The 20,877-nt window shown below is 58.4% G+C and carries 15 protein-coding genes and 1 pseudogene; 11 read left to right on the forward strand and 5 right to left on the reverse strand.

From position 1 onward, the window contains the following. Positions 1-151: pseudogene (locus tag PMI24_RS28445) on the forward strand (transcriptional regulator); the annotation flags it as partial. 50 nt (positions 152-201) lie between these two features. Further along, entirely contained in the window at positions 202-828 is a 627-nt protein-coding gene (gene pncA, locus PMI24_RS28450; protein WP_007960389.1) for a bifunctional nicotinamidase/pyrazinamidase, read from the forward strand. A 138-nt stretch (positions 829-966) separates the two neighbouring features. Here the strand turns inward: pncA and PMI24_RS28455 are convergent, their stop codons facing one another. Both PMI24_RS28455 and PMI24_RS28460 read right to left on the reverse strand, forming a co-directional pair. Further along, complete coding sequence (locus PMI24_RS28455) at positions 967-2,268, reverse strand: ATP-binding protein (RefSeq protein WP_007960390.1); 1,302 nt, start codon at positions 2,266-2,268, stop codon at positions 967-969. A 4-nt stretch (positions 2,269-2,272) separates the two neighbouring features. Beyond that, positions 2,273-2,974 (reverse strand): response regulator transcription factor, encoded by a 702-nt coding sequence (locus tag PMI24_RS28460; protein WP_007960391.1) that lies wholly within the window; start codon positions 2,972-2,974, stop codon positions 2,273-2,275. 291 nt (positions 2,975-3,265) lie between these two features. On the opposite strand from PMI24_RS28460, the gene PMI24_RS28465 reads away from it, so the two are divergent. The 4 genes from PMI24_RS28465 to PMI24_RS28480 all read left to right on the forward strand — a co-directional run bounded on the left by PMI24_RS28465 (position 3,266) and on the right by PMI24_RS28480 (position 9,381). Further along, entirely contained in the window at positions 3,266-4,423 is a 1,158-nt protein-coding gene (locus tag PMI24_RS28465) for an efflux RND transporter periplasmic adaptor subunit (RefSeq protein ID WP_007960392.1), read from the forward strand. A gap of 15 nt (positions 4,424-4,438) precedes the next feature. After that, on the forward strand, positions 4,439-7,537 hold the full coding sequence (locus PMI24_RS28470) for an efflux RND transporter permease subunit (RefSeq protein WP_007960393.1): 3,099 nt from the start codon (positions 4,439-4,441) through the stop codon (positions 7,535-7,537). Between the two features lie 109 nt (positions 7,538-7,646). Then, the gene (locus tag PMI24_RS28475; RefSeq protein WP_007960394.1) at positions 7,647-8,543 is read left to right on the forward strand and encodes a hypothetical protein; all 897 of its coding nucleotides are present in this window, start codon (positions 7,647-7,649) and stop codon (positions 8,541-8,543) included. Between the two features lie 196 nt (positions 8,544-8,739). Beyond that, complete coding sequence (locus PMI24_RS28480) at positions 8,740-9,381, forward strand: DUF1345 domain-containing protein (protein WP_045121925.1); 642 nt, start codon at positions 8,740-8,742, stop codon at positions 9,379-9,381. A 52-nt stretch (positions 9,382-9,433) separates the two neighbouring features. On the opposite strand, the gene PMI24_RS28485 is transcribed toward PMI24_RS28480, so the two are convergent. The 3 genes from PMI24_RS28485 to PMI24_RS28495 all read right to left on the reverse strand — a co-directional run bounded on the left by PMI24_RS28485 (position 9,434) and on the right by PMI24_RS28495 (position 15,260). Further along, a complete protein-coding gene (locus PMI24_RS28485) occupies positions 9,434-12,091 on the reverse strand; it encodes an autotransporter outer membrane beta-barrel domain-containing protein (protein WP_052026257.1) in 2,658 nt (885 codons plus the stop codon). 194 nt (positions 12,092-12,285) lie between these two features. Further along, entirely contained in the window at positions 12,286-14,271 is a 1,986-nt protein-coding gene (locus PMI24_RS28490; RefSeq protein ID WP_007960405.1) for a hypothetical protein, read from the reverse strand. 167 nt (positions 14,272-14,438) lie between these two features. Next, a complete protein-coding gene (locus PMI24_RS28495; RefSeq protein WP_007960411.1) occupies positions 14,439-15,260 on the reverse strand; it encodes a hypothetical protein in 822 nt (273 codons plus the stop codon). Positions 15,261-15,496: 236 nt separating this feature from the next. On the opposite strand from PMI24_RS28495, the gene PMI24_RS28500 reads away from it, so the two are divergent. The 5 genes from PMI24_RS28500 to PMI24_RS28520 all read left to right on the forward strand — a co-directional run bounded on the left by PMI24_RS28500 (position 15,497) and on the right by PMI24_RS28520 (position 20,765). Continuing rightward, positions 15,497-16,525, forward strand: a complete 1,029-nt coding sequence (locus PMI24_RS28500; protein ID WP_007960413.1) for a LacI family DNA-binding transcriptional regulator — start codon at positions 15,497-15,499, stop codon at positions 16,523-16,525. An 88-nt stretch (positions 16,526-16,613) separates the two neighbouring features. After that, complete coding sequence (locus PMI24_RS28505) at positions 16,614-17,396, forward strand: sugar phosphate isomerase/epimerase family protein (protein WP_007960416.1); 783 nt, start codon at positions 16,614-16,616, stop codon at positions 17,394-17,396. Continuing rightward, a complete protein-coding gene (locus tag PMI24_RS28510) occupies positions 17,389-18,354 on the forward strand; it encodes a sugar kinase (protein ID WP_007960418.1) in 966 nt (321 codons plus the stop codon). Before PMI24_RS28505 ends, PMI24_RS28510 begins: the two co-directional genes overlap by 8 nt. A 122-nt stretch (positions 18,355-18,476) precedes the next feature. Then, positions 18,477-19,775, forward strand: a complete 1,299-nt coding sequence (locus PMI24_RS28515; protein ID WP_007960420.1) for an MFS transporter — start codon at positions 18,477-18,479, stop codon at positions 19,773-19,775. Positions 19,776-19,796: 21 nt separating this feature from the next. After that, on the forward strand, positions 19,797-20,765 hold the full coding sequence (locus PMI24_RS28520; RefSeq protein ID WP_007960422.1) for a 2-hydroxyacid dehydrogenase: 969 nt from the start codon (positions 19,797-19,799) through the stop codon (positions 20,763-20,765). Positions 20,766-20,877: the final 112 nt, after the last annotated feature.

Genomic DNA, 20,877 nt, shown 5'->3' on the forward strand with positions numbered 1-20,877 from the left:
TGGCCCCCAGCCGCTGGCCCATGAGCGCCGACACGGGATGAACGTGGTTTACTGGACCGAACGCGAACACGCCTGGATGCTGATCGGCCATCACCCGGCTTCCGAGCTGGAAGACATGGCGAAATTGTTTAAAACCCGGCTGAACGTTTAAAGAATTTTGTCACTATGCTGCCCGGGTGATTTTCCAAGAAGGATGGATTTATGCCGATTTCGCCACGCACAGCCCTGCTGGTCATCGACGTGCAGAACGACTTCATTCCCGGCGGCCAGTTGGCCGTGCCCGAAGGTGACCTGATCGTGCCGCTGATCAACCGGCTCGCCGGGCAGTTCAAGCAAGTGGTCATTGCCCAGGACTGGCATCCGGCTGGCCACGCTTCGTTTGCCTCCAGCCATCCCGGCCGCCAGCCTTATGACGTGATTCAACTGCCGTATGGCGAGCAGACGCTGTGGCCGGATCATTGCATTCAGGGTTCACGCGGCGCCGAGTTTCATTCGGGGCTTGATCTGCCCCACGCGCAATTGATCATCCGCAAGGGCTGCAACCCGGACATCGACAGCTATTCGGCGTTTCTGGAAGCGGATCGCGTCACGACCACGGGTCTGGCGGGTTATCTGAAGGAACGCGGGATCGACACGGTGTACATGGTCGGTCTTGCGCTGGATTTCTGCGTGATGTTCTCCGCGCTGGACGCGCGGGCGGCGGGGTTCAATGCGTTTGTGGTGCTGGATGCGTGCCGGGCGATTGATTTGAATGGCTCGCTGGCGACGGCGATCGAGCGGATGCAAGTGGCCGGGGTTGGATTGATCCAGTCCACTGAGATCCTCTAATTTCCACCCAGAGCACTGATCGTTCCCACGCTCCGCGTGGGAACGCCGCCATGGACGCTCTGCGTCCACTGTGACGCGGAGCGTCACGGTATGCATTCCCACGCCGAGCGTGGGAACGATCATCAACGATCAGGGGCGCTAAACGGGGGTTGGCAGCCAGAGCCTGAACCGCGCCCCACCCAACGGCGAACCCTCCACCGTCAACGTCCCGCCCTGCGCTTCCAGCGCACGACGGCTGATCGCCAGCCCCAGGCCAAACCCGCCGGTCGCCCGATCGCGACTGCGATCCAGTCGATAGAACGGCTCGAAAATCCGCTCCCGCTCATCTTCTGGAATGCCGATCCCGTCGTCATCCACCCAGATCTCACAGCCCTTCGGGCAGACCTGCACGCCGATCTGAATGCGTTTTTCGCAGTAGCGCATGGCGTTGCGCAACAAGTTCTGAATCGCCCGGGCCGTCAGGCGCGGGTCGAGGGAGAAGCGTTCCAGCTGATTGTGCAGCAGCACATCGATGACGATTTCCGGGGATTCCAGTTCTTCGTCGACGCTGCCCAGAATGCTGTCGATGAACTCGTCCAGCGACACTTCGACCTGCTCCGGCAACTTCGCCGGATTCTGCAGGCGGCTGTAGGACAGCAACTCCAGCACCAGTTCATCCAGTTCACGAATGTGCGCGACCAGCCCTTGCAGGCGTTCGCGGCTGGCTTGCGGCAGGTCATCGGACAGCGCCAGCGCGAGGCCGAAGTCCAGGCGAGTCAGCGGCGTGCGCAGTTCATGGGACACGGCGTTGAGCAGGTCACGCTGCTGGTTGAGCAGGTTTTCGATATCGCCGGCCATGGTGTCGAACACATTGGCCAGACTGCCGATGTTGGAGTTCGGGCCAATCTGCGTGCGCTCGCTCAAATGGCCCTTGCCGAAACGCTCGGCCGTGCCTTTGAGGCGTTCCAGATCACGCCAGTGCGGGCGAAACCAGAGCAACAGGCACGCCAGCAGACTCGCGCCGATCAGCACGTTGATGCTCCAGTACAACAGGTTCACGTCCATCGGATCCGGCGGCACCACCATCTGCACCGCCATTTCGTCGTTCAGCGGCGTGACCGCCAGCGTGCGCCAGCCCCAGTCGCCCACTCGCACCATGTTTTCGCCGCGCCGCAGACGTTCTTTCTCGATGTCGGTGAACCCGGCGTCATCGATACGGGCGAGCACGATGTGCAGCGGCTGAAAATCCTTGTCCATCGATGCCGCGAGCGCCGGCCACTGATCCTGCGGCACCGCGCGAAACTGCTTGGTGATCAGCGATTGCAGGCCCCGGGAATAGTCGAGGTTGTAGGTGACGAATCGCTGCTTGAACGCCATCACCACCAGATCCGGCACCAGATAGATCGCCGCGCTGTAGGAAACGATCGTCACCAGATAGAGGCGAAACAGGATTCTGAACATCGAATCAGCATTCCCACTCGGAACGGCTGAACAGATAACCCTTGCCCCACACGGTCTTGATCTTGCGCGCCTCGCCGGCGTGGTCGTCGAACTTGCGTCGCAGCTTGGAAATCGCCACGTCCACCGAGCGGTCGGTGCCGTTGAACTCGATGCCGCGCAGGCGTTGCAGGATCTGATCGCGGCTCAGCACTTCACCAGCGTGACGGGCCAGCACCACCAGCAGGTTGTATTCGCCGCTGGACAGTTCCACCGGTTGCTCGCGCCAGGTCACCGTGCGCTCCGACAGGTCGATGCACAGGTTGCCCATCAGGATCCGGTCGTTGGCGGTCATCGGCTCGCCGAGGCTGCTGCGGCGCAATAAAGTACGGACCCGCGCCAGCAGGACGCGCGGCTCACAGGGTTTGGTAACGTAATCGTCGGCGCCCATTTCCAGGCCCAGCACCTGATCGTGGCTGTCATCGCGGGCGGTGAGCATCAGGATCGGCAGCGTTGCCGAATCGGCGCGCAACAGGCGACAGACCTGCAAACCGTCGAGGCCCGGCAGCATCAGGTCAAGAATCACCAGATCCGGCGGATTGAGCCGCGCCCGCTCGCGCACATGGTCGCCACGGCCGATCACGCTGACGGAGTAACCGTTGCGTTCGAGGTAACTGGAGATCAGTTCGGCGAGGGCGGTGTCGTCTTCGACCAGAAGAATGTTGGGCATTTAGGTGATCCAGAACAGGCGGTGGCGACTGGCAGGGCCTCTTCGCGGGCAAGCCCGCTCCCACAGTGATTGTTGGTGTTCACAACATCTGTTTTCACACCGGACCTGTGGGAGCGGGCTTGCCCGCGAAGGCGGCTTATCTGTCGCAATAAATATCAAGGCGTAAAGGATATACGCCCTCACTCGTCCCTGAGCAAAACCCTTACACAATTTCACACAGCGCCTACAAAGCTTCACCGCTACCCTCGGCGACTGTCCGTAGGATGCGCAGATCAATATTGGGGGTTGTACATGTCGAAGAATCTGCTGGCCGGGCTCGGCCTGATCGCATTGGCGCTGACGCTGAGTGCCTGTGATAAATCCTCGAACGCCGAGGAACAGGCGCCGCCGGCCACCGTGCGGATCGAAACCCTTGAGGCGCGCCCCCTGTCGATCAGCAGCGAACTCAGCGGGCGGATTGCCGCGCCGCGCATCGCCGAAGTCCGCGCCCGGGTTGCCGGCGTCGTGCTGCAACGCACCTACCGCGAAGGCAGCGACGTGAAAAAGGGCGACGTGCTGTTCCGCATCGACCCGGCGCCATTCAAGGCTGACCTCGATAGCGCCGAAGCCGCCCTGCGCAAGGCCGAAGCCAACGCGTTCCAGGCAAAGCTGCAGGAACAGCGCTACGCCCAGTTGATCGACGACAAGGCCATCAGCGCTCAGGACTACGACAACGCCCGCGCCAACGCCCGGCAGACTGCCGCCGACGTGGCCGCCAACAAGGCTGCCGTCGAGCGCGCGAAACTGAACCTTGGTTACGCCACCGTCACTGCGCCGATTTCCGGGCGCATCGGTCGCGCGCTGGTGACTGAAGGCGCGCTGGTCGGCCAGAACGAAACCACGCCCATGGCGCTGATCCAGCAGTTGAACCCGATCCATGCCGACCTGACCCAGTCGACCCGCGAACTCAACGAATTGCGCCGGGCTTTCCGTTCCGGCCAGTTGCAGCAGGTCGGCCAGGATCAGATCAAGGCCACGCTGATTCAGGACGATGGCAGCCTCTATCCGTTACCGGGCAAGTTGCTGTTCAGCGACATCACGGTCGATCCGGGCACCGGGCAGATCATTCTGCGCAGCGAGTTTCCCAACCCGGATCTCGATCTGTTGCCGGGTAGCTACGTTCGTGTACGCCTTGAACAAGGCGTGATCCAGCACGGCCTGACCGTGCCGCAACGCGCGGTGCAGCGCGACAGCGCCGGTGTGGCGCAGGTCCTGACCGTCGACGATCAGATGCGCGTCGCCCAGCAGCCGGTTCAGCTCGGCACGGTGCAGAACGACCGCTGGATCGTCACCGGAGGCCTGAAGGCCGGCGACCGCATTGTCATCGAAGGCCTGCAACACGCCCGTCCGGGCGAAGTGGTGCAGATCGACGACACCCCTCTTCCACTTGCCCAGACCTCTGGTCAGTAAGCAGGACGCTCTTCTATGCCGCAGTTCTTTATCGACCGCCCGGTGTTCGCCTGGGTCGTCGCGCTGTTCATCCTGTTGGCCGGTGCGCTGGCCATCCCGCAATTGCCGGTGGCGCAATACCCCGACGTCGCGCCGCCGCAGATCGAAATCTATGCCGTGTACCCGGGCGCCTCGGCGCAGACCGTCGACGAAAGCGTGGTCAGCCTGATCGAGGAAGAGCTCAACGGCGCCGATCACCTGCTGTATTTCGAGTCGCAGAGCAGCCTCGGCAGCGCCACGATCAAGGCCACTTTCCAGCCGGGTACCAACCCGGAACTGGCGCAGGTTGACGTGCAAAACCGTCTCAAAGTGGTCGAGTCGCGCCTGCCGCAAGCGGTCAACCAGCAAGGCTTGCAGGTGGAGAAAGTCTCCGCCGGTTTCCTGTTGCTGATCACTCTGACCTCCAGCGACGGCAAGCTTGATGACGTAGCGCTCAGCGATTATCTGGCGCGTAACGTGATGAACGAGATCAAGCGCATCGACGGCGTCGGCAAGGCCCAGCTGTATGGCGCCGAACGGGCGATGCGGATCTGGGTCGATCCGCAGAAGCTGATCGGTTTCAACCTGACGCCGGCCGACGTCAACGCCGCCATCGTCGCGCAAAACGCTCAGGTGTCGGCGGGCAGCATCGGCGATCTGCCGAACCCGAGCACCCAGGAAATCACCGCGACGATTCTGGTCAAGGGACAACTGTCGACGCCGGAAGAATTTGCCGACATCGTGCTCAAGGCCAATCCGGACGGCTCCACCGTGCGCATCAAGGACGTGGCGCGGGTCGAAATCGGCAGTCAGGAATACCAGTTCGGCACGCGTCTGAACGGCAAGCCGTCCACCGCCGTCGGCGTGCAACTGTCGCCGGGCGCCAACGCCCTCAGCACCGCGACCTTGATCCGGGCGAAGATGGATGAACTGTCGCGCTATTTCCCGGCCGGCGTGGAATACAAGATTCCCTACGACACCTCGCCGTTCGTGAAGGTATCGATCACCAAAGTGGTCTACACCCTCGGCGAGGCGATGTTGCTGGTGTTTGCGGTGATGTTCCTGTTCCTGCAGAACATCCGCTACACCCTGATTCCGACGCTGGTGGTGCCCGTGGCGTTGATGGGCACCTTCGCGACCATGCTCGCGCTGGGCTTCTCGATCAACGTGCTGACCATGTTCGGCATGGTGCTGGCCATCGGCATTCTGGTGGACGACGCCATCGTGGTGGTGGAAAACGTCGAACGGATCATGGCCACCGAAGGCCTGTCACCGAAAGAGGCGACGCGCAAGGCGATGACCCAGATCACCGGGGCGATCATCGGCATTACCCTGGTGCTGGTGGCGGTGTTCATTCCGATGGCGTTCATGCAGGGTTCGGTGGGCGTCATTTACCGGCAGTTCTCGCTGTCGATGGCCACCTCGATCCTGTTCTCTGCGTTCCTCGCGCTAACCTTGACTCCGGCATTGTGCGCAACCTTGCTCAAGCCGATCGCCAAGGGCGAGCACCACGAGAAAACCGGATTCTTCGGCTGGTTCAACCGCCGCTTCGAGCAACTGACTGATCGTTATCAGGGCTGGGTTGGCTACGCGCTGAAACGCACCGGTCGTTATCTGCTGATCTACGTTGTATTGCTGGTGGGTCTGGGCCTGTGCTTCGCGCGCCTGCCCTCCTCGTTCCTGCCGGTTGAGGATCAGGGTTACACCATCACCGACATTCAACTGCCTCCCGGCGCGAGCAAGAACCGCACGGTGCAGGTGGTCGAGCAGATCGAAGCGCACAACGCCGGCGAGCCGGGCGTGGGCGACAGCACTGTGATTCTCGGCTTCAGCTTCTCCGGCAGCGGGCAGAACGCCGCATTGGCGTTTACCACGCTCAAGGACTGGTCGCAGCGTGGCAGCGACGACTCGGCAAGTTCGATTGCCGACCGCGCCAACATCGCCCTGAGCCAGATCAAGGACGCCGTGGCCTTCGCTGTGCTGCCGCCGCCGGTGGACGGCCTCGGAACGTCCAGCGGTTTCGAGTTCCGCTTGCAGGATCGCGGCGGCCTCGGTCATGCGACCCTGATGGAAGCGCGCACCCAGTTGCTCGCCGCCGCCGAGAAAAGCCCGATCCTGATGAACGTGCGTGAAAGCGCGCTGGCCGAAGCACCGCAAGTGCAGCTGGAAGTGGATCGCAAGCAGGCCAATGCCCTGGGGGTTTCGTTCGCCGACGTCGGCAACGTGCTGTCCACTGCCATCGGTTCTTCGTACGTCAACGACTTCCCTAATCAGGGGCGGATGCAACGCGTTGTCGTGCAGGCTGAAGGTGACCGCCGCAGTCAGGTCGATGACCTGCTGAAAATGCATGTGCGCAACGATGCCGGGAAAATGGTGCCGCTGTCGGCGTTCGTCCGAGCCACATGGACTCAGGGCCCGGCGCAACTGACCCGTTACAACGGCTACCCGGCGATCTCGATTTCCGGCGAACCGAAACCCGGTCACAGCACTGGTGAAGCCATGGCGGAAATCGAACGGCTCGTAGCACAAGGGCCGAAAGGTCTGGGCCAGGAATGGACCGGTCTGTCGTTGCAGGAACGTTTGTCCGGCAGCCAGGCGCCGATTCTGCTCGGCCTGTCGCTGCTGATCGTGTTTCTGTGTCTAGCGGCGTTGTACGAGAGCTGGTCGATTCCAACATCGGTGTTGCTGGTTGTTCCGCTGGGCGTACTCGGCGCGGTGCTGGCGGTGACTTTGCGCGGGATGCCCAACGACGTGTTCTTCAAGGTCGGGCTGATCACCATCATCGGCCTGTCGGCGAAGAACGCGATCCTAATCATCGAGTTTGCCAAGAGTCTTTATGACGAAGGTCACGACCTGATTGACGCCACGTTGCAGGCGGCGCGCCTGCGGTTGCGGCCGATTGTCATGACTTCGCTGGCGTTCATTCTGGGCGTGGTGCCGCTGGCGATTGCCACGGGTGCGAGTTCGGCGAGCCAGCAGGCGATTGGTACCGGGGTGATTGGCGGGATGATTACCGCGACGTTGGCGGTGATTTTTGTGCCGGTATTTTTTGTGGTGGTGGTGAAAGCCGTACGTCGCTGGACAGGAAAGAGTTGAACATTCGCTATAAGGAAATACGGTTTTATACCTGTCAAAGTTGACAGGTTCTTCAGAAACTAAAAAGCCCTAGATTGGCTCCTGATTCACTCACGAACAGGAGCCGTCAATGAACATTCAAAAAACCAGTCTAGCGAGCTATTTCACTGCTCAAACAGACGACCCATACGCCGAGAAATTTTCTGCCGACAGATTTTTTATTTCAGGTACTGACACTCCGACTATCAGTTCTCGAATGTCTGTAGAGGATCAGCTTTATACCTATAGAAGAATCGTTATATATCTTAATTCCTACGAAAAAATCGAAAACAAAACCTACGACTTGAGTGCAAGCAATCCTGAGGTGCGTGTCCACTACGTGATAAGCAACGATACGACCACACTGTCGCCTTACGTAGCAGAGAGAGGATTATTGAAGATCAGCTTTGACCCAGACAAAAACGTTGCAGAAGGCACATTGGATTGCACGGCTAAAGCTCCAACGGGTCACCAGGTCGTGGTCAGCAAAGGAACGTTTGGCATACAAGATACAGGTTCAAACCATGAATACCTGAATGCCGGCACACATAATGCGACCGGCTCTGCCTCCGCACATGTTGAAATCCCTGACTACGGCAAAAACTTCGAGTATCGGTCGACAAACGCAAGCCTTAATCTGGAACAGAACCATCCAGAACTTGGCAAATCCTGGGTAGTTCATACCGAAGATGTAGGCTCAAGGCCCGATCCACACCACCACGTTCTCACTGTTCGTGCTTCAACAAGCGTCGTCCTGAACAAAACCTATAACCTCGCAGCCGACACCGACAAGGTTCAGGCACTTTTCGTGATGCTTGACGGCAGGATTGATCCCTTCCGTCCAAAAAGTGGTCAGATAACCCTCACCTCCTTACCCGACCCAGAGACTGCAGAGGGAAAGATCGAGGCGACACTCAGCTTCACAGGTATATCAGATGGCGGAATAACCGCAGAGATATCCAATGGCATCCTGTCTGTTGAAAAGTGACAGATTCAGAATGCGATAAATCTTGGACACTTTGCTACCGCCCTCAAGCGTGTATCAAGGCGTTCACCTTTCATAAGACTGCTCTTGACTTTAAACCACTCTGGCGAGCATGGCCGACATCGCTCAAGTTCACAGCACCTGCCAGAACCCACACCCATGCTATGGTTTGCTCGACGCCGTCAACAAAGAGCCGCCCATGCGCTTCCTCGCCCGCACACACCCTCGCCTCTCCGCCGCCGCCCTGTTCGGCCTTGCCGTCGGCCTTCTGGTACCCGCCGATTCCGTCATCAGTAAAATACTCATCGGCTGGAATGCCGGGGTCTGGACCTACCTGGCGTTGATGCTCTGGCTCACCGCCCGGGCCAAGGCGCCGGACGTCAAGCAGATCGCCGTCGTCGAAGATGAAAACGCCGGGCTGGTGTTGTTTGTGGTGTGTATTGCGGCGCTGGCCAGCCTGGCGGCCATCACCCTGGAACTTGTCGGCAGCAAGGACCTGGATACCCACCACAAACTGATGCACTACGGTTTTACCGCACTGACGGTGATCGGTTCATGGCTGTTGATCGGGGTGATCTTCAGCGTGCACTACGCCCGGCTGTTTTACACCTGGGACGGCAAGGAACCGGCGCTGCGCTTTGCCGAAGGCCTGACGACACCCAACTACTGGGACTTTCTGTACTTCTCGTTCACCATCGGCGTGGCCGTGCAAACGGCGGATGTCGGCGTGGCGACACGGGAGATCCGCAAGATCGTGCTGGCACAGTCGCTGATCGGGTTTGTGTTCAACACCGCGATTCTGGGTTTCTCGATCAACATCGCCGCCGGGCTGTTCGGCTGAGCACAAAAAACGCCCCGGCATTACTGCACGGGGCGTTTGTTGTTTCAGCACATCAGAAGAAGTAACTGACTCGCAGGCTGCCACTCCAGTCCTGATTGACGGTATTACCTTTGCTGCCACCGACCTGACCGGAAACCTGCCAGTTGCGTTGCGCCGGTGTCCACTTCAGACCCGCTCCATATCCAACGCCACTGCTGGCGCGATCATCATCTAAGCTGTCGTCGTTGATCTTGACCCGGTTGGCTTTGACAAACTCATGGTTGGCGCCCAGCGACAGGCTCGGTTCCAGCAGGCTGCCGTTTTCAAGGGCAATGACTCGACCACCCCTTACTCCGACATTGCCCTGAAGCGAACGCATGGTGTCGGCTTCGACCTCAAGGCCGTTGTCCAACCGATAGCTGTCGCTCTGAGTCACGCCGGTGGAAACCCGGATCTGCGGCTCGACAAACCAGTCGTCTTTCAGGCGAATATGCTTGCCCACCGCCACCGAACCGCTGGCACCCAAAGCCTTGTAGCCGCCCTTGGCCCGCGTGCCGTCGCTCATGGTGACCTTGGCCTTGTTGTCGAACTGGTTGATCTTGACCATGACGTTGACGAACACACCACTTCCAACATCGTAGGTGCTGCCGTAGGCGCCGGCATTCAGACTGTCGACCGTCGCGCTGGAGCCGTATTTGAGGTCCATGTTGGTGCGGCTGGCGCCCACGAAACCACCGACAACCCAGGCGCGGCCGGCAATGTCCACCGTCGTATCGGCACCACCGGTGATGCCGTTCGTGTTCTGACTGTAGCCATTGCCATAGGCATTCTTGACGCGGTACTGGTTGCCATTCGTACGCACCCAGACACTGTTGCTCAATTTAGTGGTGTCACTGTCGCTGGCCGCGCGAAGCGAAGCGTCGGGTTGGAGGCTCAATCCACGATCACCGATCTGGTCGCTGAGCATGTTCATTTCCGCATTCAATACACTGCGGGCACTGCCGGCCAAAGCCAGGGCGGTGTTAGTCGAGGTGCTGACAGTTTCCTTGTCCGGGTTGAGGTACAGGCCCTGCCCGTCCTGCTTCAGTCGGTAAACGAATGTACCGGCATCCACCGTGTCTTTATTGGCCAGAGTAAAAGCAGCGGTGCCAGCGGCAATATTGCCGACTTTCACCGCATCTGCCGTAACCGGCGTAGTCCCCGTAGCCGAGATCAACAATTGGTGACGCCCGGTGGCATTGTCCGCCTCAATAAAATCAGTATTGCCATTACCCAGATCGGTCCCCATCACGAAGGTGCCATTACCCGAGAGATTGCCGACTTTCAGATGGAGGAACTGCTCGTTGGTACCCATCTGCACGACACCGTTGTTCATGCCCAGTTGCTGCACGGTGCTGTCACCGGTCATGACCCATTGCGCAGCATTGTTGATGGTCAGATTGCCCGAGTTGTTGATCTGGCCGGTGAGTACCGAACCGTTGTCCAGCAGCACGCTGCCATTAGTATCGGTAGTGACGTTGCCGGTCAGCGTGCTGCCATTGTTCAGTGAGAGGCTGGCGACATTGTCGACGTTGCCGTTGATAACCGAGCCGTTGTTCAGGCTGACAGTGGCCGCGGTTCCCGCAGCGGCTTGTACATTGCCGTTCAGAACACTGCCGGTGTCGAGCACCGAACGAGCGACATTGCGCAAATCACCTTCGAGCGATGAACCATTGGTCAGTTGCACCAGAGCGGGACTCGCGCTATCCGCCAACACGTTACCAGTCATTGCGCTCGCGTCGAGGCTTACCTGGCCGACATTCTGCAAATCACCATTGAGCGTCGAGGCATTTTGCAAGGTAACGGTGGCCGAGCTGCCGGACTCCACAATAAAGTTGCCCGTGAGGTCGCTGCGATCCGCTTTGAAATTGACTGCGGCCCCATCGTTGACCTCCACCATCGTGCCATTGGCGCCGATCAGTCGAGTACCGTTGGTAGCGTCGATATTCGCAGTGATTCCCGACCGGTCCTGAAAACCGACAACGATGGCAGCACCCGCTTTACCTTCGACCGTGGTGCTATCCAGTTTTATTGTGGAGGTTCTGACCCCGGCAATTTCACGACCGATTTGTAAACCGTTCAATCCACCGGTAATCGTACTGCCGGCAGCATTGAGATCGGCATTACTCAAGCGAACGCCATAAGCCGTCGAACTGGTGGCCTCGATGGATGAATTCGCAAGATTGATCTGGCTGAACCCGGTCGCCAGAGCGCCACCGTTGAGCGCGACAACAGAACTGTTGTTCGTGAGGAAAACCCTGGAGCCGATCTGCCCCGAATTGTTGCGGATCAGTTGCAGGCCGATGTCGTCGCTGGTGACCGTGCTGTTGTCGAAGTTTGCAGTGCTGTCGCTGACCATTACCGCAAATCCACCGCCGATACGATCAACGGACGCGTTGGTTAGATTGAACGTTGAATTAAGTCTTCCATCGAGGCGCCCCGCACTCCCACCGTTATTGTTGAATGTCGCGCCCTGAGCGGTCACGTCGAGTGCCTGGGCACCGTTGGAAATGAGCGTAGAGCCGGGATCCAACGTCCAGTCTTCGGCGGGTAAAGTGTTGTCAATGGTATGAGTCGTGCCGCCAGGAACGGGACCGGCCTGTACGGACCCAGCGAGAAACACAAATGATGAGAGCGCCGAAAGTGCGCATCCTTTGACAATTGTTCTGGAACGCAATGACGACATTGGCATAGGAAAAAACTCTTACATGAAGTTGTCGGAATATCCGCTGAAGCAGGATTTGCGGGGCGGGAGACTACAGACCAACCCCACATACATCTGTAGGACAAGTCCTCTTTTGTAGCCGGACATACCTTCATAACTCGTAAGTGAAACCGTTACCTGGCTCACAGTCTCCCTGTAAGCCAGGCACGGTCGGTAGTTACTTACTCGCTGCCATCGCAGAACTTGCTACTGGTATTGCGCACGTTGACCCTGTGCAGGACTTCCGGTGATTTGTAGAGTGTTCCGGCGATCGTGGTTTCGTACCATACATATACGTAGTTAAAGTCGGGGGTTCCTGGAAATGGCACGATCGGACCTTGCAATGTCTTGAGATAAGTGAAATTGACATCAAAAATGGTTTGCACCCCGGCAACAACGGGTTTCGTCTCCGAGTGAGGAGTACCGATTGGTATAGTCATTGCGACGTCGTCATAACCTACGGCATGCAGCGTGATGCTTTGACCTGCCGGCAGCGAACTTTGCCCTTGTGGCACGGCCACACGCCATAGAAGCTCGCCTCCAACCAGGTCGAACGAAGGGCAACTGCATACTCTGTCGGTATTGAAAGTCCTCGCCGTGTGCTCCTTCAGCTTGACCTCATTAGCCTCGAAGGTAACATCGGTCGGGGTTTTCTGTTTGACAGTAGCGTCAACATCCAGATAACGAATGTCGCAATACGCTTGTTTTATACCAGTGCCATGAACAGAGACTTTAGCGAAGTCTACATCTATTGAGACCTTTATATCGGTCGGCTCAATGGTTGTATCCCCCATGAACTCGTCGTTGTAATAGAAGCCCACCGTTGCAGTACCGGACAGTGGACCACCAACGTCCATTCCCCACATTTGGAACGTAAATGTAATCGGCTCCCCAAAGTCACCTGGAACGAGGTGATTTAGAGTACGTGTGTCGCCGGTAACCTCAACAGGTGGAATGTTCTCACTATCAAGATCCGGCTCCGGTATCAATCCTATCTCTGGCCGCTTATTGTTCAAATATACCGTGGTTACCTGTTTCGAATCCTGAGCAGCTGCAGAACCCTCTTTGTAGGTGTAGGTAAGTTTTGCGGCAACCTCGACAGTTGACGTGCCAATCGCAGCAGCATATGCATCGTAGGTCATATCAAATTCCAGCCCTCCCGATGCGCCCAAAGGCTTACTGCCAAGGACTTCATTTTCCAGCTTGACTTCAATAATTGCTCCCGCAGCACCGTTCGTAGGCCGAGGCAGGTTGACCTTTACGGTTTTGCTTACACCATTTACAACAGGGTTGAAGTGTTTCAGCGTCAGCACGGTGGTGCCATCGGTACCGGCTTCTGGAACTTCAAGAGGGAAAAATACAACTGCCGGTGGCTGCTGGATTGCAAGGTCCTTTTTGGGTATCGAATCGCCGCTCCTGAATCCGGCGACGTCAACAATATTGGTGAGTTGATAAAGTGATACATTACCCAGTGCGCGTAGGACGTCATTACCTAAAACAAACTCTCCGCTCGCATTCAGCGTCCCGCTAAAAATCGGAGTTTGCGAACTCGAGGGCAAAGCTCTCGTATTCAAATAGAAGTTATGAATATCTTCCGCATGACTAAAAGGATAAGTTGTGACTGGCTTGCACCTGAGCCCTCCTGGATTGTTGTTAAACCAAGCCTGATTCAGGATGCCATCGGCCGGCGCATTCACATACGCAACCGCCGGGACAAGGCCTCTGCCTAAAGGGGTTTTCGTTGCGTATGGCCCACGATACCTGGCCAACACGGTAGTAGGAGCCGTGGAATGGTCCTCGTTGCCGTCGCCATCGTAAACCGCGAACCGAAATAAATAAGGAGTAGGATCTTCCGGCGCTGTATGTTCAGGAATGTCGGTTATTTTCAATGCATACATCAACGGTACGTTGGCGCCCTCCAGGTTTTTTGACTCAAGAGGCGTGACCGTGCCGTCCGGATTAACCCGTTCAAGTGTTGCCGTCCCACTGGCCGAGTTGTTCAATCCAGAAAGTTCGATGTCGACAGTCCCTCTGTCAAAATCAGCCTTTTTAACTCGCCCATTCACTGCGAGGTTAGCAATAACCGGTGGATCAGAAAGGACGCCGCCACCTGCATTCGCACTTTTCGCACTTTTTGTATCAGCAGGAATTTTTTCTTCGATAGTCATTTCACACGCTCCATGATGAGAATAGAAAAGCTGTTACTCAAGAACACTTACCAAAATGACCAGAGTCTTTCAGGGAGTTACGTGTTTCTGAAGACCCTTTCCATTCAATCGGCAAGAACCATCCACCCGAAAAAACAACAAGCGAAGTGCTCGTTATGACGGCACAACTATCCAGGTATTGTTGTATCGATTTTTACCAACGCAGATTCGGACTGCGCAACCAACTTCCCTCCACTGTAAATTTTACCCACCACTAACGCCGATTGAATGACCACACCAGGCGTTAACGGCTTTATAAACCTTTGGTACGGTATGAGCATTCTGAAACCTTTCGAATTATCCTCGGCACTCAACTCTCTCTCAAAAGTACCAAATGTTTCGCTAACTTCGCCTACACCGTTGAGACTTTTACATCCTCTCCATTCCAATATATAAAAATCTTTGGGACTGCCAATCACTTGAGGCAAAACTTCAATCCACCCACCCCCGCTGAGAGCGGGAAGAATAATACAGTTCCAGTACCCCCAGAGAGTCGCGTGAGGAAACTTTACTTCGGGTAATGGCTGAACTGGAATCTGCGTGTGATCGATTGTCAGTTTCCGCCGCGGCGCGGGATCGTCGTTACCGTCCGCGTCAGTGACCAGATAATACAACCAGGCAACTCCGCTTTTGCTCAACAATAAAGCAGTAAGCGGTATCTGAATCTCAGTAATACTCACTGGCACATAAGGCTTGTCGTGAATCGTCGTTATAATTCCGAGCTGTTCGAAAAACACTTGCAACCTGTCCGGCCTTTTTGGATCAGCCGAATAGTCCTTCCATCTCGGTACTCTCGCAATAGTCCCGCCTGTAGATTCGGGAGGTGTGAGATTACCTTCGACATCACTCGGGTCTACACCGTCAACTTTTATAATGTCGGCAAGAATGCCGCCTCCCGCTGAATTAACTGTTCCCGCGGAAGTGGTTGTCTTATTTGTCGGTATCGACATTTTTCATAACCTGCCATCAAAATTGATGATTGGAATCTGATGAAAATAAAAAGCTGTTCGTTGGGTAAAAGTAAACATCTGATCTCCTGCGCTGCCTACTGTCAGATCTGACAGGTATTGATACCGCTTGTCGGATACGGTCCTCTCGAACCGTCCTGCTGGAGGCTTTTCACTTGACGCAACCAAAGAATCTGGTGTTTCCTGAAACCGGTTTCAGACAATAAGAAGACTCAACCGTGAACGATTTCTCCGCCGCCCAGCGCAGCCGCGTCACCATGCTCGACGTCGCCGAACACGCTGGCGTGTCCAAGGCCAGCGTCTCGCGCTTTATCGGCGATGACCGCGCCCTGCTCTCCGATGCCATCGCCCAACGCATCGAGCAGGCGATTACCGAACTCGGCTACCGTCCCAATCAAATGGCCCGTGGCCTGAAGCGTGGCCGCACGCGCCTGATCGGCATGCTGGTGGCCGATATCCGCAACCCATATTCGATTGCCGTGATGCACGGGGTGGAAACCGCCTGCCGCCGGCACGGCTACAGCCTGGTGGTGTGCAACACCGACCGCGATGACGAGCAGGAACGCCAGCACCTGGCGCTGCTGCGCTCGTACAACATCGAAGGGTTGATCGTGAATACCCTGGGCCATCACCGGGATGAGCTGGATGAGTTGAAGCGGGAAATGCCGCTGGTGCTGGTGGATCGCAAGGTCGATGGGCTGGACAGCGACATGGTCGGGCTGAACAACCCGCAAGCCATCGAAATTGCACTTGAACACCTTCAGCAGCGCGGCTACCGCGATGTATTGCTGGTGACGGAACCCTATGACGGCACCAGTTCGCGGATCGAGCGGGTCAGCAGTTTTCAGCAGCAGATTGGCCAGCGCAAAGACATGCGTGGGGCGGTGCTGGAAACCGGCTCGAGTCTTGCGAACGATCTTCAAACCTTTTTGAACTCACCTGATAACGGCCCGAAGGTCCTGTTCTGTGCCAATGGCGTGGCGGCGCTGGCTTGCACCCTGGCCCTGCGCGAGATTGGCTGCCGGTTGTTCGAGGATGTCGGGCTGATCGCGCTGGATGATCTGGATTGGTATCCGTTGGTGGGCAGCGGGATCACCGCCCTCGCCCAGCCTACAGAGGAGATTGGTGCGCGGGCGTTTGAGTGTTTGCTCAAGCGCTTGCGGGGAGATGATGAAGCGGCGCGGATGCTGGATTTTGCACCGGTGCTCATTGAGCGCGGTTCGACCCGTGGATTTTGTGGTGACTGACATGGCCGCGAAGGGGCCCGAAAGAGCACTGCACAACTTGATGATTTTTTTTGAACAAAAATGAAACCGGTTTCAGAGGTAGATAACAATGAATAGACCTGCCGTTTCCATCAGCCTTTCCAGCTTCGGTGCCGACCTTGTTCGCCGTCGTGGTCAGGCTTCGTTCATAGAGGTGCTGGCCGCTGCGGGCGCCAATCGCATCGAATGGCGCGAAGAGTTGCTGACCAACGAAGTCCCGGAACAACTCTCCACCGCCACGCAAGCTCAAGGCCTGCAAAGCATCTATTCCTCGCCGACCGAACTGTGGCTCGCCGGTCAGTCGCGGCCCAATCCGGAACTCATCACCGCGCTGCAAAACGCCGAAGCGTTCGGCTCGAGGTGGCTGAAGGTTTCCCTTGGTTTTTTCACCGACAACAACGATCTGCAAACGCTGGCGCAAATCCTTGCGCAAAGCCCGGTGCAACTGCTGGTGGAGAACGACCAGACCCTGCACGGCGGTCGCATCGAACCGTTTCAACGTTTTTTCGCCGCCGTCGAGCAACACAACCTGCCGATCAAAATGACCTTCGACATCGGCAACTGGCAGTGGCAAGACCAGTCCGCCACCAGTGCCGCTCGACTGTTGGGCCGTCATGTCGGTTACGTGCATTGCAAAGCCGTGGCCCGCCGTGCCGACGGCAAACTGGTGGCCGTGCCGCCGGCCGCCACTGACCTGCATCTGTGGGAACAACTGCTGCGGCACATGGCCCAAGGGGTCATGCGCGCCGCCGAATACCCGTTGCAGGGTGAAGACCTGGTGCAACTCACCACCGAACACGTCGCCGCCCTCACCCGCCTCGGCCAGTCCCGCCTGGAGCCTGCTCATGTCTGAGATCGATATTCTGTCGTTCGGCGAAACCATGGCCATGTTTGTCGCCGAACAGAGCGGTGATCTGGCCACCGTCGAGCAGTTTCACAAACGGATTGCCGGGGCGGACAGCAACGTCGCCATCGGATTGTCGCGGCTGGGTTTCAAGGTGGCGTGGCTGAGCCGTGTCGGGGCTGATTCGCTGGGACGATTTGTCGTTGAAACCCTGGCCCGCGAAGGTCTGGATTGCAGCCATGTCGAAGTCGACAACGCGCACCCGACCGGTTTCCAACTCAAGTCGCGCAACGATGACGGCAGCGATCCGACGGTCGAGTACTTCCGTCGCGGCTCGGCGGCCAGTCATCTGTCGCCGCAGTCGATCAGCCCGACGCTTTTAAGCGCCCGGCATCTGCACGCCACTGGCATTCCACCGGCGCTGTCCGCATCGGCCCGGGAAATGTCCCATGAACTGATGACCCGCATGCGCAACGCCGGGCGCAGCGTGTCGTTCGACCCGAACCTGCGTCCGAGCCTGTGGGCCAGCGAGCGGGAGATGATCAGCGAGATCAACCGCCTCGCCGCCCTCGCCCACTGGGTGTTGCCGGGGTTGAGCGAAGGTCGATTGCTGACCGGGTTTGAGGATCCGGCGGACATTGCTGCGTTCTATCTCGATCAGGGTGCCGAAGCCGTGGCGATCAAGCTCGGGCCGCAGGGTGCGTATTACCGCACGCATCTGGATCAGGGTTTTGTCGCCGGGGTGCCGGTTGAAACCGTGGTCGATACGGTGGGTGCCGGGGATGGATTTGCGGTGGGGATGATCAGCGCCCTGCTGGAGCACCAGAGTTTTCCCGAGGCCGTCAGGCGCGCCAACTGGATTGGTAGCCGGGCGGTGCAGAGCCGGGGTGACATGGAGGGTTTGCCGACCCGATCCGAACTCACCGCTGATCGTTCCCACGCTCCTGCGTGGGAATGCAGCACGTGACGCTCTGCGTCACATGGGACGCGGAGCGTCCCCGGAGGCATTCCCACGCAGAGCGTGGGAACGATCAAGCAATAAACCATTGAACCTGCTGCGACAAAAACAACAAGCTCAGGAGCAAGACCATGAAAACCACAACCCTCGCCACCCGCCGCTGGTGGTACATCATGCCGATCGTGTTCATCACCTACAGCCTGGCGTACCTGGATCGCGCCAACTACGGGTTCGCCGCCGCGTCCGGAATGGCCGCCGACCTGATGATCACCCCGGGCCTGTCCTCGCTGCTCGGCGCGCTATTCTTCCTCGGTTACTTTTTCTTCCAGGTGCCCGGTGCGATCTACGCGCAGAAGCACAGCGTCAAGAAGCTGATCTTCGTCAGCCTGATCCTCTGGGGCGGGCTCGCCACGCTGACCGGCGTGGTCTCCAACGCCTATTGGCTGATCGTCATCCGCTTCATGCTCGGTGTGGTCGAAGCGGCGGTGATGCCGGCGATGCTGGTGTACCTGTGCCACTGGTTCACCCGCGCCGAACGCTCGCGGGCCAACACCTTCCTGATCCTCGGCAACCCGGTAACGATGCTGTGGATGTCGGTGGTCTCGGGGTATCTGGTGCAGCATTTCAGCTGGCGCTGGATGTTCATCATCGAAGGCTTGCCGGCGGTGCTCTGGGCATTCATCTGGTGGAAGCTGGCCGATGATCGTCCGGCTCAGGCCAAGTGGCTGAGCGACCGGGAAAAGCACGATCTGGAAAGCGCGCTCGCCGCCGAACAGGTCGGCATCAAAGCGGTGAAGAACTACGCCGAAGCCTTCCGTTCGCCGAAGGTGATCATTCTGGCGCTGCAATTCTTCTGCTGGAGCATCGGCGTCTACGGCTTCGTGTTGTGGCTGCCGTCGATCCTCAAGGCCGGCGCGCAGATGGACATGATCGAGGCCGGCTGGCTATCGGCCCTGCCGTATCTGGCGGCGGTAATCGGCATGCTGCTGGTGTCGTGGGGCTCGGACAAACTGCAAAAGCGCAAACGCTTCGTCTGGCCGCCGCTGCTGATTGCCTCGGTCGCGTTCTACGGCTCCTACGCTCTGGGCGCGGAGCATTTCTGGTGGTCGTACACGCTGCTGGTAATTGCCGGCGCCTGCATGTACGCGCCGTACGGGCCGTTCTTCGCCATCGTGCCGGAGATTCTGCCGGCCAACGTCGCCGGTGGCGCCATGGCGCTGATCAACAGCATGGGCGCCCTCGGCTCTTTCGGCGGCTCGTATCTGGTCGGTTACCTGAACAGCTCCACCGGTTCGCCCGGGGCTTCGTATCTGTTGATGAGCGGCGCGCTGATGCTCTCGGTGGTGCTGACGATTTTTCTCAAGCCCGGCGCGAGCGACCGGCTGACGGCCAAGCGCGTCGCACCGCGCCCGCTGCCGGCCCATTCCTGAATTGATAGAGAGATGACTGCGATGAAAAAGCAGGTTGTGCTGTACAAGAAACTGTCGCCGGCGTTGATGGCGCGCCTTGAGGAACAGGTCGACGTGACGCTGATCGACAGCCTCGATGCCGACGGTCTGATGAAGCTTCGCGACGCCCTGCCGTTTGCCCACGGGTTGCTCGGTGCAAGCCTGAAACTGGACGCGGCGCTGCTCGATCTGGCGCCGAAGCTTGAAGCGATTTCCAGCGTCTCGGTCGGCGTCGACAACTACGACATTGACTACCTGACCCGACGCAAGGTCATGCTGACCAACACCCCGGACGTGCTCACTGAAACCACCGCCGACACCGGTTTCGCGCTGATCCTGGCCACTGCCCGGCGCGTGGTGGAACTGGCGAACATGGTGCGCGGCGGTCACTGGCATCGCAGCATCGGCCCGGCGCATTTCGGTACCGATGTGCACGGCAAGACGCTGGGCATCATCGGCATGGGGCGCATCGGCGAGGCGCTGGCCCAGCGTGGGCATTTCGGATTCGGGATGCCGGTGATCTATCACAGCCAGTCGCGCAAACCGGCGGTGGAAGAACGCTTCGATGCGCAGTACCGCAGTCTGGAGGATCTGTTGCGGCAGGCGGATTTCATCTGTCTGACGTTGCCGCTGACGGCGCAGACTGAAGGCCTGATCGGCGCCGAGCAGTTCGCGTTGATGCGCCCGGAGAGCATCTTCATCAACATTTCCCGAGGCAAGGTCGTAGACGAAGCCGCGCTAATCGACACCTTGCGGCATAACCGGATCCGCGCGGCGGGGCTGGATGTGTTTGAGCGTGAGCCGTTGAATCATGACTCACCGTTGTTGCAGTTGAACAATGTGGTGGCGACGCCGCACATGGGCTCGGCGACCCATGAGACGCGCGAAGCGATGGCGCGGTGTGCGGTGGAGAATCTGTTGGCGGCGTTGACTGGGGAAAAACCCGCCAACTTGGTGAATCCTCTCCACTGATGATCGTTCCCACGCTCTGCGTGGGAATGCCTCAAGGGACGCTCCGCGTTCCAGCTCTGGAAGGGACGCGGAGCGTCCCGGGCTGCATTCCCACGCGGAGCGTGGGAACGAT

Origin of the sequence: Pseudomonas sp. GM25, from assembly GCF_000282255.1 — a bacterium.
Classification (GTDB): domain Bacteria; phylum Pseudomonadota; class Gammaproteobacteria; order Pseudomonadales; family Pseudomonadaceae; genus Aquipseudomonas; species Aquipseudomonas aphyarum.

Bases quoted from the DNA above. Each gene is read 5' to 3' on its own strand.
- pncA (WP_007960389.1), top strand. From the start codon at position 202: ATGCCGATTTCGCCACGCACAGCCCTGCTGGTCATCGACGTGCAGAAC.
- PMI24_RS28455 (WP_007960390.1), bottom strand. From the start codon at position 2,268: ATGTTCAGAATCCTGTTTCGCCTCTATCTGGTGACGATCGTTTCCTAC.
- PMI24_RS28460 (WP_007960391.1), bottom strand. From the start codon at position 2,974: ATGCCCAACATTCTTCTGGTCGAAGACGACACCGCCCTCGCCGAACTG.
- PMI24_RS28465 (WP_007960392.1), top strand. From the start codon at position 3,266: ATGTCGAAGAATCTGCTGGCCGGGCTCGGCCTGATCGCATTGGCGCTG.
- PMI24_RS28470 (WP_007960393.1), top strand. From the start codon at position 4,439: ATGCCGCAGTTCTTTATCGACCGCCCGGTGTTCGCCTGGGTCGTCGCG.
- PMI24_RS28475 (WP_007960394.1), top strand. From the start codon at position 7,647: ATGAACATTCAAAAAACCAGTCTAGCGAGCTATTTCACTGCTCAAACA.
- PMI24_RS28480 (WP_045121925.1), top strand. From the start codon at position 8,740: ATGCGCTTCCTCGCCCGCACACACCCTCGCCTCTCCGCCGCCGCCCTG.
- PMI24_RS28485 (WP_052026257.1), bottom strand. From the start codon at position 12,091: ATGCCAATGTCGTCATTGCGTTCCAGAACAATTGTCAAAGGATGCGCA.
- PMI24_RS28490 (WP_007960405.1), bottom strand. From the start codon at position 14,271: ATGACTATCGAAGAAAAAATTCCTGCTGATACAAAAAGTGCGAAAAGT.
- PMI24_RS28495 (WP_007960411.1), bottom strand. From the start codon at position 15,260: ATGTCGATACCGACAAATAAGACAACCACTTCCGCGGGAACAGTTAAT.
- PMI24_RS28505 (WP_007960416.1), top strand. From the start codon at position 16,614: ATGAATAGACCTGCCGTTTCCATCAGCCTTTCCAGCTTCGGTGCCGAC.
- PMI24_RS28510 (WP_007960418.1), top strand. From the start codon at position 17,389: ATGTCTGAGATCGATATTCTGTCGTTCGGCGAAACCATGGCCATGTTT.
- PMI24_RS28515 (WP_007960420.1), top strand. From the start codon at position 18,477: ATGAAAACCACAACCCTCGCCACCCGCCGCTGGTGGTACATCATGCCG.
- PMI24_RS28520 (WP_007960422.1), top strand. From the start codon at position 19,797: ATGAAAAAGCAGGTTGTGCTGTACAAGAAACTGTCGCCGGCGTTGATG.